General features: G+C 73.4%; 12 protein-coding genes. 3 read left to right on the top strand and 9 right to left on the bottom strand.

The genetic code is table 11. The features are described from left to right. The first annotated feature begins 632 nt into the window (after positions 1–632). Positions 633–3,197 carry an outer membrane protein assembly factor BamB family protein gene (locus tag GR130_RS02915; RefSeq protein WP_236572735.1) on the top strand — a complete coding sequence of 855 codons (2,565 nt, stop codon included), beginning with the start codon at positions 633–635 and terminating at the stop codon, positions 3,195–3,197. 35 nt (positions 3,198–3,232) lie between these two features. Here the strand turns inward: GR130_RS02915 and GR130_RS02920 are convergent, their stop codons facing one another. Beyond that, on the bottom strand, positions 3,233–3,946 hold the full coding sequence (locus GR130_RS02920; RefSeq protein ID WP_159503246.1) for a hypothetical protein: 714 nt from the start codon (positions 3,944–3,946) through the stop codon (positions 3,233–3,235). Positions 3,947–4,159: 213 nt separating this feature from the next. Here GR130_RS02920 and GR130_RS02925 point away from each other — a divergent pair, with 213 nt between their 5' ends. Next, positions 4,160–4,738, top strand: a complete 579-nt coding sequence (locus GR130_RS02925) for a hypothetical protein (RefSeq protein ID WP_159503247.1) — start codon at positions 4,160–4,162, stop codon at positions 4,736–4,738. A 51-nt stretch (positions 4,739–4,789) separates the two neighbouring features. Here GR130_RS02925 and GR130_RS02930 read toward each other — a convergent pair whose 3' ends face one another. The 3 genes from GR130_RS02930 to GR130_RS02940 all read right to left on the bottom strand — a co-directional run bounded on the left by GR130_RS02930 (position 4,790) and on the right by GR130_RS02940 (position 7,299). Next, on the bottom strand, positions 4,790–5,572 hold the full coding sequence (locus GR130_RS02930; protein ID WP_159503248.1) for an enoyl-CoA hydratase/isomerase family protein: 783 nt from the start codon (positions 5,570–5,572) through the stop codon (positions 4,790–4,792). Then, a complete protein-coding gene (locus tag GR130_RS02935) occupies positions 5,569–6,051 on the bottom strand; it encodes a Zn-ribbon domain-containing OB-fold protein (protein WP_159503249.1) in 483 nt (160 codons plus the stop codon). Before GR130_RS02935 ends, GR130_RS02930 begins: the two co-directional genes overlap by 4 nt. A 96-nt stretch (positions 6,052–6,147) precedes the next feature. Then, positions 6,148–7,299, bottom strand: coding sequence for a lipid-transfer protein (locus tag GR130_RS02940; protein ID WP_159503250.1), 1,152 nt, complete (start codon positions 7,297–7,299; stop codon positions 6,148–6,150). Positions 7,300–7,418: 119 nt separating this feature from the next. On the opposite strand from GR130_RS02940, the gene GR130_RS02945 reads away from it, so the two are divergent. Beyond that, complete coding sequence (locus GR130_RS02945) at positions 7,419–9,038, top strand: FadD3 family acyl-CoA ligase (protein ID WP_159503251.1); 1,620 nt, start codon at positions 7,419–7,421, stop codon at positions 9,036–9,038. A gap of 121 nt (positions 9,039–9,159) precedes the next feature. Here GR130_RS02945 and GR130_RS02950 read toward each other — a convergent pair whose 3' ends face one another. The 5 genes from GR130_RS02950 to GR130_RS02970 form a co-directional block, all read right to left on the bottom strand. After that, entirely contained in the window at positions 9,160–10,116 is a 957-nt protein-coding gene (locus tag GR130_RS02950) for a TIGR03619 family F420-dependent LLM class oxidoreductase (RefSeq protein ID WP_236572746.1), read from the bottom strand. 279 nt (positions 10,117–10,395) lie between these two features. Next, a complete protein-coding gene (locus GR130_RS02955; protein ID WP_159503252.1) occupies positions 10,396–11,991 on the bottom strand; it encodes a class I adenylate-forming enzyme family protein in 1,596 nt (531 codons plus the stop codon). A 195-nt stretch (positions 11,992–12,186) separates the two neighbouring features. Beyond that, a complete protein-coding gene (locus GR130_RS02960; RefSeq protein ID WP_159503253.1) occupies positions 12,187–12,381 on the bottom strand; it encodes a hypothetical protein in 195 nt (64 codons plus the stop codon). Between the two features lie 296 nt (positions 12,382–12,677). Beyond that, entirely contained in the window at positions 12,678–12,920 is a 243-nt protein-coding gene (locus tag GR130_RS02965; RefSeq protein WP_159503254.1) for a hypothetical protein, read from the bottom strand. A 216-nt stretch (positions 12,921–13,136) separates the two neighbouring features. Next, entirely contained in the window at positions 13,137–16,073 is a 2,937-nt protein-coding gene (locus GR130_RS02970; RefSeq protein ID WP_159503255.1) for an AfsR/SARP family transcriptional regulator, read from the bottom strand. Positions 16,074–16,164: the final 91 nt, after the last annotated feature.

Here is a 16,164-nt window from a genome sequence, read left to right on the forward strand (position 1 = left end):
CTTGGAGTGGAGGCGGGGCGGCGCTGCGGCAATTCGTGCGCCACGCGCAGTGTCCTGCCCCCGAAATCGCCCTGGACGACGCAGAATTGAGCGCACCGGCGGTGGCCCACCGGCGCGCAGGGGCGGTGTGCGGGGGATGGCATGCGGAGCGGTACGGGCGGGACGCCTCTCGTCAGGTGGAGGCGAAGGGCATGGTTTCGGCCACCGGCGGCCGGTCGCCGGGGCGGCCGCGCGGTGCGCGGCGGACGGGTGTGCGTGCGCTCTTCGTCCGGTTTTCCGCGCGGAATCCATCCGTCCGGATGGGGTGATGAGCGGAAGGAATTCCCCCGGTGTCGATTCGGGGCGGCGCGCAACTTGCCGGTAACCCCTCGGTAACCGCCCGTCCGCGGACGTATCGGAGCACGTCAGGCGGGGGTGGAATACGCCGGGTAATGGCCTTGTTGCGCATTGCAGGGGGTGATTCGTGACACGACCGACAGGCCCCGGGTTCGCAACCGTCGGCCCGGCCAGGAAGAATCAGGGTGCGTACGGCCGTTTCGGCCAGGCGGTGAGACGCTGCACGGGGCAGTGGCTCTCGGCGGCCCGTGGCTCTTGAGAGTCTCTTTTACGCCCCACGGGGAGGTGGCAGGCAAGTGGTGGAGCAGCTGACGCAGCTGACGCAGCACGATCCCCGGCGGATCGGCCCGTTCGAGGTCCTCGGCCGTCTCGGAGCCGGCGGCATGGGCCTGGTCTATCTGGCGCGGTCGGCGTCCGGCCGGCGGGTGGCGATCAAGACGGTCCGCACCGAACTCGCCGAGGACCAGCTGTTCCGGGTCCGGTTCACCCGCGAGGTCGAGGCGGCCCGCGCGGTCAGCGGCTTCTACACCGCGGCGGTGGTCGACGCCGACCCCAGGGCGGCCGTGCCCTGGCTGGCGACGGCGTACGTCCCCGCGCCCTCCCTGGAGGAAATAGTCAATGAATGCGGGCCGCTGCCGGCCCAGGCGGTGCGCTGGCTGGCCGCCGGGATCGCGGAGGCGCTCCAGTCGATCCACGGCGCCGGGCTGGTGCACCGCGATCTGAAGCCGTCCAACGTCCTGGTGGTCGAGGACGGTCCGCGGGTGATCGACTTCGGTATCGCCTCCGGGGTGTCCAACACCCGGCTGACGATGACCAACGTGGCCGTGGGCACCCCTGCCTACATGTCGCCCGAGCAGGCCCGTGACTCCCGCAGCGTCACGGGCGCCAGCGATGTCTTCTCGCTCGGCTCCACGCTGGTCTTCGCCGCCACCGGGCACGCCCCGTTCCACGGCGCCAACCCCGTCGAGACGGTCTTCATGCTGCTCCGGGAGGGCCCCGACCTGGCCGGGCTGCCGGACGAGCTCCGGCCGCTGATGGAGTCCTGTATGCAGATGGAGGCGGCCCACCGGCCGTCCCCGGCCGACCTCCAGTCGCAGCTGGCGCCGCATCTGTTCGGCTCCGGCAGCGACGACAGCGGCACCGCGTCGGCCTGGCTGCCGCCCGGTGCCGTGGCGCTCATCGAGCAGCGGCGCGGCGGCGGTCGCGGCGCCGTCCCGCAGAGCACCCCGCGCGCCGCCTCCGTCCCCCGCGGCGCCGGCCGCCCGCAGTCCGCGGTGCCGCCGCCCCCGCCGCAGGCCGCCGCGCCGCAGCAGCCGGTGGCGCCGCCCCGGCCTGAGAGCCCGCCGGCCGAGTACGGCGGCCAGCCCCGGATCGGCGCCGGTCCCGCCGCGCACCGCGGCGCCGACCCCCGTGGCGCGATGCCGGTGCCGCAGCCGGTGGGCCCGGAGGCCGCGGCGGCGGACCTCGCCCCCGCCGGCGGTCCCGTACGACTCGGCGGTTCGCACGCCCCGATAGGGCCCGGGCCACGCGCCGGGGAGCCCGCGCCGCAGCGCGCCCAGGCCGGTGCCGCGACGAACTGGGTCCGGCCGCCCGGCGGCGGCCCGGCGGCGGCCGGTGTGCCGCAGCAGGGTGCCGCCGCCCCCAACGGCGCGGCGGGAGACGGGATCCAGGCCGCCCCGCCGGCCCCGCCCGCGCCGGTGGCCGCGCCCGAGGCCCCGGCCGCCGAGCCGGGCCGCTGGCGCCCGTGGCGGTTCCGGATGTCGAACGACGTGTGGGGCACCCCCGTGGTCGCCGGCGACCTGCTCTACGTCACCTCCTTCGAGGTGCACGCACTCGATGTGGCCAGCGGGCGGCGGCAGTTCAAGACCCGTGACGTCGCGTGGGCGATGGCGGTCGCGGACGGCCGGATCCACGCCTCGGACGGCCCGACCCTCTACACCCTCGACGCCGACGACGGCACCGAGCGCTGGCGGCTGGGCACCGAGGGCTGGGTCTACGCCCTCGCGGCCGGCCGCGGCACCGTCGTCACCGGCACCCGGGGCGGCGGCGTCCAGGCGTGGGAGGCCGCCAACGGCGAGCTGCTGTGGGAGATCGGCGGCGTCCAGACGGACTTCGAGACCGCCGAGGCCGGGCCGGTCCTGCACGACGGCACGGTCTTCGTCTGGGCCGACGCGCGACTGAAGGCACTGGAGCTGCGCACCGGCGCCGAGCGCTGGTCGTATCCCGTGGGCGACGCGGCGTCCTGCGGCGGTGTGCCGATGCGGCTGCTGCCCGCGCCGGACGGGGCGGTCTATGTGGTCGCCGGGGCGCGGGTGCTGGCGATCGACATCGCCCGTGGCGAGATGCGCTGGCACTTCGAGGCGCCCGCGGTCTTCGTGAGCCCGCCCGCCTTCGCGCCCGGCCCGGCCGTCACCGGCGGCGGGATCTACCTCGCCGACTATCTGGGCACGGTCTACGCCCTCGACGCGGCGGACGGCCGGGACCGCTGGCGGATCGCCACCGAGGCCCGCCAGTCCACCGAGCCGGTGCTGGTCGCGCACGGCGCCGTCCACCTGGGCAGCGGCAAGGCGCTCTACACCCTCGACGCGGTGACCGGCACCCCGCGCTGGCGCTTCCAGGCGGGCGCCGAGGTGGTGGGCTCCCCCGTCGTCGCGGAGGGCCGGGTGCACTTCGGGTCGGCCGACCACTGCCTGTACACCCTCGACGCGATGGGCGGCCAGCTGCGCTGGAAGCTGGCGACCGGCGGCGAGATCACCGGCTCGCCGGTGGCGGTCGGCGGGGTCGTCTACGCGTGCAGCAAGGACCGCTGCGTCTACGCCCTGGACGCCGCCAAGGGGACGGGCCTGGCGCGGCGGCCGTAGTCCGGCCTCCGAGTGCCACGACCCGTCGCCGTGGTCTACGCCCCGTTGTCCGGGGGCTGTTGGGGCCCCGGACCCGGCGGGCCGGGCTGCCCCTGCGCGCCGGGATACCGCCGCTCCTTGCCCCACTCCACGGGGGGAGTGGGCCGCTGCCGGTGGTCCGGCCGGGTCGGTGGCTGCGGGTGCTGCCGGGTCGGTGGCGGCGGGGCCGCCCAGGGGGCGGGCGGAGTGTCGTCCTCCGCGCGGTAGATGCTGTGGGTGTCCCCGACGTACGGTTCCGGGCCCCAGTCCTCGGGGGCCGGCGGCGGACAGGGCTCGCGGTCGTCGTAGCGTTCGAGCACCCGGCGCGGGCGCCCGCGCATGACCAGGGCGCCCAGGATCAGCAGCGCGCCGCCTCCAAGGGCGTTGGCCGCGCCGACGCCCAGCCCGTGGGTGCCGGCGGACAGCTCGCCCGCGGTCTGCCCCTGGCGGACCATCCACAGGATCGTGAAGCCCAGCACGACCAGGCCCGCGACGGTGATGACCAGCCGCGAGCGCAGCACCACCCCGACCAGGGTCAGCAGCCCGGCGAAGACCATGGGGAGCACCAGCGACCCGAACAGCGTGGCGCTGTTGTCCGTGATGCCGTTGAAGAGGTCCTCGATCCGCACGTCACTGCCGTGACGGCCGTCGTACCAGGGACGGAAGGGGCTCCAGACGGCGGCCGTCGCTCCGATGAGGGCGATCAGGCATCCGAGAACGTTGCGCACCACCGGCGTCGCCTCGCTTCGGCTCGTCCTGCTCGTCCTCCGTGACCGACGCTACGCCTGCCCGTCTGGCCCCGCTAGACAAGCAGGGCCACCTGCGCCGGTTCGCACAAATGGGCCCCGCGCGGGCCGTCAGCGGCTCTTGCTAGGGTGCCGTGCACGCGTCAACCCTTGGGGTGGCGTCGTATCGGATGGTTCTACGGGGGATGGGCAGACGTCATGCAGCAGTGCGCACGCACGGGTACGGCCGCCACGGTCGGCGGAGGGGGCACCCGCAGGGGGATCAGGGCGGCGGTCGCGGCCGGGCTGGCGGTGACGGCGCTCGCCACGGTCAGCGGCTGCGCGTTCGCCCGGCCCAAGGTGGACCCCTTCCCGACGAACTTCCCGACGCCGTCGTCCTCCACCGGCTACAACCCGTACAGCCCGACGCCGTCGTCCTCGTCCTACACGCCGTCCTACACCTACTCGCCGACGCCGACCGAGGAGACCTTCGACCCGGACGGCCGCAGCGACGTGCGCGGCAGCGGCTGCGACTACTCGAACTCGCTGCACCAGTTCACCTACACGGTCTCGATCACCAACCCGTCCAGGACGAGCACGTTCTCCTACGACATGGCCGTGAACTGGATGAAGGCGAAGCCGGCGGACGGCACCGCCTACGGGCTGCACCAGCGCAGCGTCGTGGTGGCCCCGGGCGCGACCGAGACCTACACCGCCCAGTACTCCCTGCCCGCCAACAACTACCAGCAGTTCTGGTTCACCTGCCAGATCACCCGGGCGCACAAGACCAAGATGTAGCCCAGACACCAAGATGTAGCCCAGACCACGATGTGAGCGGCGGGGCAGCCGTCATCTGACGGGCGGCGGCTGCGCGTTGCGCGGGCGGCCGGCGAAGAGTTCCGCCTGGCGGTCCGGCGGCAGACTGCCCAGCGCGATCAGCTGCGGGGCGTGCGCCAGCGCCTGCGCGCGGGCCGCCTCCTTGGCCGCCCACAGGGCCCGTACGGTGCCCTGGACGGCGTCGGTGGGCTGCGCGGCGAGCACCGCGGCGCAGCGCAGCGCCGCCGCCACCGCGCCGCCGGGCGGGGTCAGTTCGCAGACCAGCCCGATCTCGTACGCGCGCCGGGCGCCCAGCCGTTCCGCCGTGCCCATCAGGGACAGCCGGGCGATCTCCCCGAAGGGCATCCGCTGGGCCATGTAGATGGCCTCGTAGGCGCTGACCATCCCGTAGGTGGTGTGCGGGTCGAAGAAGGTGGAGTTCTCGGAGGCGACGATGAACTCCGCCTCGCCCAGGAGGTAGAAGGCGCCGCCGCAGGCCATCCCGTCGACCGCGGCGACGACCGGTTTCCACAGGTCGTTGGCCTTGGGGCCGATGCGGATCATGGGGTCGTCGAGGGAGAACGGGGAGGCCGGCTGGGGTACGTCCGCGGTGCGGTCGATGCCGGTGCAGAAGGCCCGGCCGCCGGCGCCGGTGACCACCGCCGCCCGTACGGTGTCGTCGTGGCGGAACTCCCGCCAGAGGGCGGCGAGTCGGTCGGCGGTGGCGAGGTCGACGGCGTTGTGCCGCGCGGGCCGGTCCAGGGTGACCAGGGCGACCCCGCCGTCGGTCGCGGTGCGGACCCCGGGGGCCGTCACGGCCGTTCCAGGAGCCAGCGGGGCACGGTGACCCCGCCGGGCAGGGTGTGGAAGGCGACCTTCACCGGGGCGCCGATGCGCAGCCGGGCGGGGTCCACGGAGTTGAGCGCGCCGTCCGGCGTCGCGACGAGGTTGCCGACGAGGCGGATGCGCGGTGCCTCGGCCAGCTCCACGATGATCGCGTTGTACGGCGCCTGGGCGGCGTACGCGGGCAGCAGCGGCGGGTGCGGCACCACGAACGACCAGATCCGGCCGCGTCCGCTCATCCGCTGCCAGTGGGCGGTGAAGGACTGGCAGTGCGGGCAGCAGGGGCGGGGCGGGAAGCGCGGTTCGTCGCAGTCGGAGCAGGTCTGGACGCGGAGTTCGCCGCGCGCGGCGTAGTCCCAGAACGGTGCGCCGTCGTCGTCGGGGACGGGAAGCAGCAGGTCGGCGGCGGGGTCCGGGCGATTGTCAGTGGCGGATGGCACGCTTGTGGTCATGGGATCACGGACAGTGGCGGACGGAGTGGGGGATGAAGTGGTGGATGAAGTGACGGATGTGTGGGTGGGCGCCGGCTCGGGTGCGTTCATCGGGTGTCAACTCCTCAGCAGCAGGGCGGAGGTGGGGACGCCCTCGCCCGCGGTGACCAGGCAGGTGGCGGCGTCCGGGACCTGTGCGGTGCTGGTGCCGCGCAGCTGCCGGACGCCTTCGGTGATGAGGTTGAAGCCGTGGACGTACGCCTCGGAGAGGCCGCCGCCGCCGGTGTTGAGGGGGAGCCGGCCGCCGGTCTCCAGGGCGCCGCCCTCGGTGAAGGCCGCGCCCTCGCCGCGTCCGCAGAAGCCGTATCCCTCCAGCGAGAGGGGGATCAGGGGGGTGAACGCGTCATAGATCTGTGCCACGTCGACGTCCTGCGGGCCGAGGTCGGCGCCCTTCCAGAGGCGCCGGGCGGCGGTCCAGGCGGGGCCGGTGAGCGGGTCGTCGTTCCAGTAGTTGACCATGCCGTGGTGCTGGGCGGGCAGGCCCTGTGCGGCGGCGTGGACGTAGACGGGCGGGCGGCGGCAGTCGCGGGCCCGCCCGGCTGCGACCACGACGCAGGCCAGCGCCCCGTCCGTCTCCAGGCAGTTGTCGAAGAGGCAGAGCGGTTCGCTGATCCAGCGGGCGGTCATGTACATCTCCCGGGTCAGCGGGCGGTCGTACATGATCGCGGCCGGGTTCTGGTTGGCGCGGTTGCGGCAGGCGAGGGCGACGTTGAAGAAGTGGTCGCGGGTGGCGCCGTATTCGTGCATGTAGCGCCGGGCCAGCATGCCGATCTCGTCGGCGGGGCGGAGCAGTCCGAAGGGGCGGGTCCACTGCCCGGGGGTGGGCAGCTGGACGCGGGTGTTCTTCCAGGGGCGCGGTCCGGAGCCGCGCTTGCGGGACCGCCAGGCGACGCCGACGGACGCCTGCCCGGTGGCGATGGCGGCGGCCAGGTGCGCCACCGTCGCGCAGGAACCGCCGCCTCCGTAGCCGACCTTGGAGAAGTGGGTGACGTCGCCGGCGCCGATGGACTTGGCGATCTCGACCTCGTCGGTCTCCTCCATGGTGTAGGAGGCGAAGGCGTCGACCTCCGAGGGGGCGATGCCGGCGTCGTCCAGTGCCGCGATGATGGCCTGGCAGGCCAAGGTCTTCTCGGATGCGGGGAGTTGTCTGGCAAAGGGAGTCTGCCCGATACCGACTATCGCCGTAGCGTCCTTGAGGGTTGCCCCCATCGCCACCTCCGTGGTCGGTCGTCCGCGGTCGGTCGTCCGTGCTGACAGCGGAGGAGGCTACCGCTAATCTGACGGACAGTCAGCTAGTGCGTTACGGCTCTTTGCAGGGAGGGAGCGCGATGCGCGAGGACCTGGATGCACGAGCGGACCTGGAGTACGGCTCCCTCGCCCGGCTGGTGCGCACGGCCGCCGAGCGGTACGGCCCCCGGGAGGCCGTCGTCGAGGGCCGCGCCCGGGTGTCGTACGCCGAGTTGGGCGAGCGGGTGGAGCGGGCCGCGGCGGCCTGTATCGCGGCCGGTGTCGCGCCCGGCGACCGGGTCGCCGTCTGGGCGCCCAACACCCTCGACTGGATCGTCTCCGCCCTCGGGGCGGTGACCGCGGGAGCCGTCCTGGTCCCCGTCAACACCCGCTTCAAGGGCACCGAGGCCGCCTACGTCCTGCGCCGCACCCGCGCCAGGATCCTCTTCATCACGGGCACCTTCCTCGGTACCTCGTACGTCGCCGCGCTGCGCCGCGCCGCCCGGGAGGGCACCGGGTCCGGCCCGCTGCCCGGACTGCCGCGGCTCGAACGGGTCGTGGTCCTCGCGGACGACGCGCCCGCCGACTTCACCACCTGGCGCGACTTCCTGGCCGGCGGCCGGGCGGTGCCCGCCGGCACGGTCCGCGCCAGGGCCGACGCGATCCGCCCCGACGCCCCCTCGGACATCGTCTTCACGTCCGGGACCACCGGCCACCCCAAGGGAGCCGTGATCACCCACGCCCAGACCCTGCGCGCCTACGACGTCTGGAGCGAACTGGCCGGCCTCCAGGAGGGCGACCGCTACCTCATCGTCAACCCGTTCTTCCACACCTTCGGCTACAAGGCCGGCATCATCGCCTGCCTGCTGCGCGGCGCGACGATGGTCCCGCAGCCGGTCTTCAGCGCGGAGACCGCGCTCGCCAACATCGCCGCCGAGCGGATCTCCGTCCTCCCCGGACCGCCCACCCTCCACCAGCAGCTCCTGGACCACCCGGACCGGGCACTGCACGACCTGTCCGCGCTGCGCCTCGTCGTCACCGGCGCCGCCGTCGTCCCCCTGGAGCTGGTCGAACGGCTGCGCAGCGAGCTGAAGATCGCCACCGTGCTGACCGCCTACGGCCTGTCGGAGAGTTCGGGCGTGGTCACGATGTGCCGCCGCGGCGACCCGCCCGAGGTCATCGCCGCCACGTCCGGCCGCGCCCTGCCGGACACCGAGGTCCGGGTCGTCGACGCCGCGGGACGCGCGACGGCCCCCGGCCGCCCCGGCGAGGTCCTGGTCCGCGGCTACCACGTCATGTCCGGCTACTTCGAGGACCCGGTCGCCACCGCCCGCGCGATCACCCCCGACGGCTGGCTGCGCACCGGCGACGTCGGCGTCCTCGACGCGGACGGCAACCTGCGGATCACCGACCGCATCAAGGACCTGTTCATCGTCGGCGGCTTCAACGCCTACCCGGCCGAGATAGAGCAACTCCTCGCCCGCCACCCGGACATCGCCGAGGTCGCCGTCGTCGGCATACCCGACTCCCGCCTCGGCGAGGTCGGCAAGGCGTACGCGGTCCGCCGCCCCGGCTCCTCGCTCACCGCCGACGACCTGATCGCCTGGTCGCGCCGCGAGATGGCCAACTACAAGGTGCCGAGGGAGGTGGACTTCGTCGCCGAACTGCCCCGCAACGCGAGCGGGAAGGTCCTCAAGACGCAGCTGCGGGAGGGGAGTTAGGGCCGCGCCCGCCGGTCCCGGGGGACGCGCCCGTGAGCCGCATCCGCATGCGGGTCTGTCGGCGGGCGGCTTCCCTGTGCGGGCTCTGCCGGGGGCCGCTCCGCATGCGGGCCGCGGCCGGTCACTGCCCGATCCGGCCGCCGGCCACCCCGGTCGCCTCCGCCAGGGCCCGCATCCGCCCCTCGAAGCCGCCGTCCACCGCGCCGAACCACACACCGAGGTCCTCGGCCCCGGCCGCCTCCCACTCCGCGACCTCGGAGGTGACCTCCGCGAGCGTACGGTCCGGTCCGTCCCAGGCGATACGGCTCCCGGCCGCGACGCGGGGCGCGCCCGCTGCGGACCGGCCGGTCGCCGGTCCCCGCGCGAACCACCGCCGCCGCTCGGCGAATTCGCCCGGGGTCAGCCCCACTCCCTGCCAGTAGCCGCCGAACTCCGCCGCGCGCCGCAGCGCCGCGTCCGAGTTCCCGCCGATCAGAAACGGCACCGGCTCCTCCGGTACGGGCTCGAACACCGCACGCCCGTCGAAGGACACCCGCCCGTCGTCGTACGGCCCGCCCGCCCCCGTGTGCAGGTGCCGCACCAGCCGCAGCGCGCGGTCCGTCCGCGCGCCCCGGGTGCCGAAGCCGACCCCGGCCGCCGCGAACTCGTACGGCTGCCAGCCGACGCCGACGCCCAGCACGAACCGGCCGCCGCTCAGCCGGGCCAGCGTCGCCGACTGCCGGGCGAGCAGCAGCGGTTCGCGCAGTGGGGCGATCAGCACCGACGTCCCGAGGGTGATCCGCTCGGTCACGGCCGCGAGGTACGCCAGCGCCGCCAGCGGCTCGTACACCCCGCCGTACGCCTGCGGGGGCGCCCCGTACGGCCCCGGCGGCAGCAGGTGATCGGGCAGCCAGACGCCCGCGTACCCCAGTTCCTCGGCCTGCCGCGCGAGCCCGGCCAGGTCCCGCACCGCCATCGCCGCGGACTCGGACGGCAGCACGACGTGCAGCCGCATCCGCATCCGGACCTGCATCCGCTCCCGTATCCGCTCCCGCGGTCCGGCGTACGGAGTGGAGTGGTGTTCGGCGGCGTCGCCCATGAGGGCCTCCCGTTCCCGGAGCTTCGGTTCGACGCCCCACTTCTAAGCCCTCACACCGATGTGAGAGTCAAGCGCCGGGAGAGGAGGGGGCCTTATGAGAGTCAAGCGCCGGGAGAGGAGGGGGCCTTGTGAGAGTCAAGCGCCGGGGGAGAAGGGACCCTCCCCTCTGGACGGCGCGGGGGCCGTCCAGTCAGGGCGCCGCCCGCTGAGCGCCACCACCCGGTCCAGCAGCGGCGCGTCCGGTGCGACCGGAACCGGGTGCCCGAAGACCGCCCAGCACTAGGCCGTTGCCCCGTACCGCTCCCGCAGCCGCGCCTTGAGCACCTTGCCCAGCGGTCCGCCGCGCGGCAGCTCCTCGGTGATCTCCAGCTGTTCCGGCAGCTTCTGCGTCATCAGCCCGGCCGCCCGCAGATGCGCTGTCAGCCCCGCGAGAGTGAGTCCCGGCGTGCTGTTCCCGTTCCCGTTCGCCGCCTCGGCGAGCGTGACCACCGCGCACACCCGCTCCCCGCGCTCCCGGTCCGGCAGCCCGATCACCGCCGCCTCCGCGACCGCCGGATGCGTGTGCACCAGGTCCTCGATCTCCTGCGCGGAGATGTTCTCGCCCTTCCTGATGATGATGTCCTTGAGCCGCCCGGTCAGCACCAGGTGCCCGTCCGCGCGCAGATACCCCAGGTCACCGGTGTGGAAGCGGCCCTGCGCGTCGAACGCCTCCGCGGTCGGGGCCGGGTCGGTGTACCGCCGGCACACCACCGTCCCGGCGACCGTCACCTCGCCCGCCTCGCCGGTCGCGGCCTCGCTCCCGTCCGCCCGTACGATCCGCACCCGCGCGCCCGCCACCGGCCTGCCCACCGTGTGCGCCAGCTGCTCGTCGCTGTCGTACGGCGTTCCCATCGCGATCATCGGGCACTCCGTCATCCCGTACCCGTGCACGATCGCGCACCCCAGCTCCCGCCCGGCCTCCCGGTACAGCTCCGGCGGCAGCGGCGCCCCGCCGCCGGAGAGTAGCCGCAGCGACGGAATCAGCGGCCCGGTGGCGCCCGGGTCCGCCGCCCGACGGCGCCGCGACGCGTCGTGGAACGCCTGGTAGAACGCGGTGCTCCCGCCCGCCATGGTCACCCCGTGCCGCCGGTAGACCTCGGCCGCCCGCCCCGCCTCGAACGTGTCGAGCACCACCGCGGGGAACCCGCTGACCAGCATCGCGATGACGTAGTCCGGCCCGGCGATGTGCGCGTACGGGAACGCGATCGAGCCGACGTCGTCCGACGACATCCCCAGCGCGGTCGCCAGCCCCACGCCGCCGGCGATCAGTGAGGCGTCGGTGTGCTCAACTCCCTTGGGCGCGGCGGTCGTCCCGGAGGTGTAGTAGACCCAGCGCGTGCCCCCGTCCTCTCCTCCCGTGGACTCCGGAAGCTCCTGAAGCTCCGGCAGCGTGCCCGGATCCCCGGCGGGCAGCCCGCCCGCCACCGACACGACCCGCACCCCGTCCCCGGCCAGCCCGCGCACCATCGCATCGTGGTCGAACCCCCGCCACACCCCCGGTACGAGCACGAACTCCGCCGCCGATCCGGCCAGCACGAACCCGACCTCGCGTTCCCGGTGCAGCGGGATCACCGGCGTCTGCACGGCCCCCAGCCGGGCCAGCGCGAGCGAGGTGACGACCGTGTCGATTCGCGTAGGCAACTGCCACATCACCCGCGTACCGGCCCCGATCCCCAACTCCCGGAACCCGGCCGCCGCGCGCAGTGCCTCGTCCCGCACTTCGCCGAACGTCGCGGTCCGCCCGTCCCCGTCGAAGAACATCGGCGCGCCCCCGGAGGCCCGCGCGCGATACTCGACCAGTTCCCAGAGCGTGTGGATACGAGCGGGGTCGAACACGGCGCGCCTCCTGGGGTGGGTGGGTGCCAGGCGGGGAGTGCGGCGTGACTGTAGCACCGTTCCTGACGATACGTCAGTTCTCTGCGCTGCGTTGCGGAAGAGGAATGGCGAGGTGCCGCGAAGGGCAACGGGGGCCGGGCGTATGCCCGGCCCCCGTTACGTGGATCCGTGACCCGGGGTCTGATGCGCCTCCGCTCAGGGGGCGTGGCTGTCCAGCGGTGCGAACGGTGCGTGGCTGTCCTGCGGCGCCATCGGAGCGTGGCTGTCGAGGGTGGTCGCGGAGTTCGCCGCGATGGGGAGGTGGTTGTCGGCCATGGCAGGCATCGAGGCGCCGCCGAGTGCGGCCAGTGCCAGTGCGGCGACGGCGAACGACTTCATTGTGCGGGTCATTCCAACTCCTTGGTGAACTACGGGCGTTGCTGTTTCCAAAAACAAACTAGCGGCAAGTGTGCGCAAATGTTCGATACTTGTGGCAGAAAGCTGTCGAATGTCGCAGGTTTTACCGGCGAGATGGAAAATCGCCGCAGGGGCCGGATTCAATGGCATCCCCTCCCTGCCATTGAACCGGCCCCTGCGATCCCCCGAATGCCCCCGTTGGTTCGGAACCCCCCTGGTTCGGACCCCCGGTTCGGAACCTCCGGGTTCAGACCCCCCCCCGGTCCGGAACTCCGTCGGTTCAGCGGTTGTTACCTGGGCTCGCCGAGAGGCTGGTGGTTGTCCTCGGCGGTGACGCCCGTGGCGGCGATGGGCTGGTGGTTGTCCATCGGCTTGACGATGTCCCGCTCTCCCGGCTTCTTGACCCGAGGCGTGACATTGGGCCCGATGATGGGCTGGTGGTTGTCCATCGGCCCGATGATGGGCTGGTGGTTGTCCATTGGCCTGATGGTGTCCCGGTCACCCGTGACCGGAGCCTTGTTGTCGGTGCTCACAGAGATCAACTCCTGAATGGGCGCTTGATGCTTGGTCAAGCCCGGCCGGCGACTCCCCCGTGGGCCGCCGGACGGGTATGACACGGCCGCCAAAGATAACTGCGCGGCCTGGGCACCGAGCCGCTTGCCCCCCGAGGCGGCGGTTCGATGCTGATAAGAGTGGCCCGGCGCGATGAACGATCGATAAACGTCCGCGTTGGCGGTGAACGCCTCAGGTCAGGCGACGGCGGCCGGCGACAGCAGCGCCTGGACCACGCTGCCCTCCGGGGACCCCGTGCGCTCGAAGGTCGCCAGGGCCTCCTGCCAGCACACGCGCGCACGGCCGGTGTGCCCGAGCGCGTGCAGGGCCCGGCCCAGGGTGGTCAGGACGGTGGCGCGCCAGGAGTCGCCGCCGATGCTCCGCAACGCGGTCAGCGCCTGTTCGGCGTGGTTGGCGGCGGAGGCCGGGCGGCGGGCGGCGAGGTCGACCTCGGCCATCCGGAAGTTGGTCATCCCCTCCCAGAAGCGCTGCCGGCTGTCCTTGAAGATGGCCAGCGCTCCGGTCAGTTGCTCGGCCGCCTCGTCCAGCCGCATGGCCTGGGTGTACGCGAGGGCCAGGGCGTACATGCCGTTGGCCAGCCGGCGCTTGGCTCCCAGCTTGCGGTAGATCGCGATGCCCTGCTCCGCCAGCTGGATGGCGCTGTCGACCCGCCCGGTGTCCAGGTGGACACGGGAGAGGTTGCACAGCGCGCTGGCTTCGGACTGCCGGTTGCGGTCGTCGCGGAAGGCGCTCAGGGCCTGCCGGAGATACGCCTCGGCGTCGTCGGGCCGGCCCTGGGCGTTGGCGATGATCCCCCGGTCGTTGGGGGCGTACGAGGACGCGAAGGGGTCCTCGGCGGCGAGCCCCAGGAGCATGGCCGACTTGGCGTTCTCGTCGGCCTCGTCCAGCCGGCCCGACAGCGTGCGGACATAGGTGAGGGCCAGGTGGGAGCGCGCCTCGGCGTGCTGGTCACCGGCTTTCCCGGCGGCCTTCAGCAGCGCGGTGCTGGTCTGCTCGTACTGGAGCGCATCGGCACCGGACTCGGCCAGGTCCTTGGTGAGCAGCAGCAGGTCGACGGCGCGCCGCAGGGTCGCGCGACCGCTGGACTGCCGTGCGCAGGAGAGCAGGCACGCGGCCTCGCTGAACAGCCACTCCAGCGCCGAAGCACGGTCCTCGAACTCCAGCCCCGGGTAGTCGGTGTGCTCCATGTGATCGATCAGCGTGTCGCCAGGGCGCTCCAGTGCGTACATGCGGGAGACCGTGACCAGGTAGAAGTCCAGCAGTCGCGACAGTGCCGCGTCCCGCTCCGACGGCGGGTGTTCGTCGCGCTCGGCGCAGGCGCGGGCGTACAGGCGCACCAGGTCGTGGTAGCGGTAGCGGCCCGGTGCCGCGGACTCCAGTAGGGAGGTGTCCACGAGGGATTCGAGCAGTTCCTCGGTGGTGTCGGTGTCCAGGTCCAGTACGGCCGCCGCGGCGGTCAGTGAGATGTCCGGGCCGTCCGCCAGCCCGAGCAGCCGGAAGGCGCGGGCCTGGGCGGGCTCCAGCTGCTTGTAGCCCAGTTCGAAGGTGGCCTTCACGGCCAGGTCGCCGGCGCGGAGTTCGTCCAGCCGGCGGCGCTCGTCGGCGAGCTTGCTGGCCAGGATGGAGACCGTCCACGTCCGGCGGGCGGCCAGGCGGGAGGCGGCGATGCGGATGGCCAGCGGGAGGAAGCCGCAGGCGCCGACGACGGCCATGGCGGCCTGCCGCTCGGAGGTCACCCGCTCCTCGCCGACGATGCGGGTGAAGAGGGTGAGGGCTTCCTCGGGGCTCATCACGTCGAGGTCGACCAGATGGGCGGAGGCCAGGTCGATCATCCGCGAGCGGCTGGTGATCAGCGCCGCACAGCCCTCTGTACCGGGCAGGAGGGGACGGACCTGGGCGGCGTCCCGGGCGTTGTCGAGGAGGGCGAGGACGCGGCGGCCCGCGAGGGCCGAGCGGTACAGGGCGGCACGCTCCGCGACACCGTCGGGGATGACCGAGTCGGGGGTGCCCAGGGCGCGCAGGAAGGAGCCCAGGACGGCCTCCGGCTCGGAAGGGGTGTGCCCGGCGCCCTGGAGGTCCACGTAGAGCTGGCCGTCGGGGAAGTGGTCGCGGGCGGCGTGTGCGACATGGACCGCCAGGGTCGTCTTGCCCACACCGCCGATACCGGCGACGGCGGAGACCGCCATGACGTTGCCCTCGGCCGTGGCCAGTTGGTCGCTGAGCTCGCGGACGGTGGCGGCCCGGCCCGTGAAGTCGGCGACCGTGGCCGGCAGTTGCTGCGGACGTACGAACGTGGCCTCCGCAGAACCCTGGTCCTCGGCCGCCGGCGCGTCCAGTTCCGTGTCCGCCCGCAGGATCCGCTGGTGGAGGTCGGACAGCGACGCGCAGGGGTCGACGCCCAGTTCGTCCGCGAGCAGCCGCCGGGTGTCGGCGTAGACCGCGAGCGCCTCCGCCTGGCGGCCGCTCCGGTAGAGGGCCAGCATCAGCAGCTCCCGCAGGCGCTCGCGCAGCGGGTGGGCGGAGGTCAGGGCGGTGAGTTCGGAGACCGCCTCGGCGTGGCAGCCGGCCTCCAGGTCGAGGTCGAGGCGGGTCTCGGTGAGCGAGAGCCGCCATTCCTGGAGGCGGGTGCGCTGGGTCTCGGCGTACGGGCCGGACAGCCCGGCCAGCGGTTCGCCGTCCCACAGGTCCAGGGCGGCGTCGAGGAGTTCACGGGCCCGCCCACGGTCGCCGGCGGCCTTGGCCTTCTCCGCGTCCGCGGCGTACTGCTCGGCGATGTCGTGGTCGAGGTCCAGGGGCAGTCCGTCGACGGGCCGCAGCGCATAGCCGCCGGACTCGCTGACCAGCGCGTCGGCGTCGTCGCCCAGGGCCTTGCGGATGCGGGACGCGTACGTGCGCAGCGCGGCGAGCGCGGCGTGCGGCGGTTCGTCGCCCCACAGGGCGTCGACGAGCTCGGGCGCGGTGGCGGTACGGCCGCCGCGCAGCAGCAGTGCGGCGAGCAGTGCGCGCTGCTGCGGGGAGCCCGCTGCCAGCGGCGTTCCGCCGCGCCAGGCCCGTACGGGACCGAGCACGGTGAAGCGGAGCCGCTCCCGTACCTGCCCCGGACCGTCGTCCATGGTGTCCCCCTGCCCTGTCCCGTCCATCCGCGCCGTGCGCACCCCTGCACGGTGTGCAACGGTCAGTCTGCCTTGTCGCGAGCATTTCCGT

Source organism: Streptomyces sp. GS7, from assembly GCF_009834125.1.
GTDB lineage: Bacteria > Actinomycetota > Actinomycetes > Streptomycetales > Streptomycetaceae > Streptomyces.